The sequence below is a fragment of the Parapedobacter tibetensis genome, assembly GCF_024704835.1.
Classification (GTDB): domain Bacteria; phylum Bacteroidota; class Bacteroidia; order Sphingobacteriales; family Sphingobacteriaceae; genus Parapedobacter; species Parapedobacter tibetensis.
In genome coordinates this window covers 1-603 of record NZ_JAMXBE010000068.1, presented here as the reverse complement: position 1 = coordinate 603, position 603 = coordinate 1, and the positions used below count along the sequence as shown (strand labels likewise).

The following is a 603-nucleotide window of genomic DNA, read 5'->3' as shown; positions in this document are numbered from 1 at the left end:
TAACGGTGACGGCACGTTCACGATCACCTACACCGATGGCAGCACGTTCACCTCCTCTGACCTGACGGGCCCTGCGGGTGCCGATGGGCAGGACGGCGTGGGTGTACAGTCAACCCTCGACAATGGCGACGGAACCTTTACCATTACCTATACGGATGGCAGCACCTTTACCATAGACCTGGCCAACATCATCGATGACTTCGAGACGGTGACCAACCTGGTGGACAACGGCGATGGAACCATCACCTATACCAACGAGGAGGGCACCGCCCAAAACCTGNCGACGGAACCTTTACCATTACCTATACGGATGGCAGCACCTTTACCATAGACCTGGCCAACATCATCGATGACTTCGAGACGGTGACCAACCTGGTGGACAACGGCGATGGAACCATCACCTATACCAACGAGGAGGGCACCGCCCAAAACCTGGACATCGGCGCCGTGGTCACCGCCAATGAAACGGTAACGACTTTGGCAGACAACGCCGATGGCACATTTACCTACACTAATGAAGCCGGAGAAGTTGTATCCTTTGACGCCAACACCACCACCATGGCGGACAACGGGGACGGCACCTACACCTTCACCAACGCCAAC

The 603-nt window shown here is 56.3% G+C and carries 1 protein-coding gene; it reads left to right on the top strand.

Annotated features, from left to right (window positions below; all coding sequences use genetic code 11):
• Nucleotides 1-363: 363 nt before the first annotated feature.
• A partial coding sequence (locus NF543_RS25295; protein ID WP_257957589.1) for a hypothetical protein occupies nt 364-603 on the top strand: 240 nt, incomplete at its 3' end.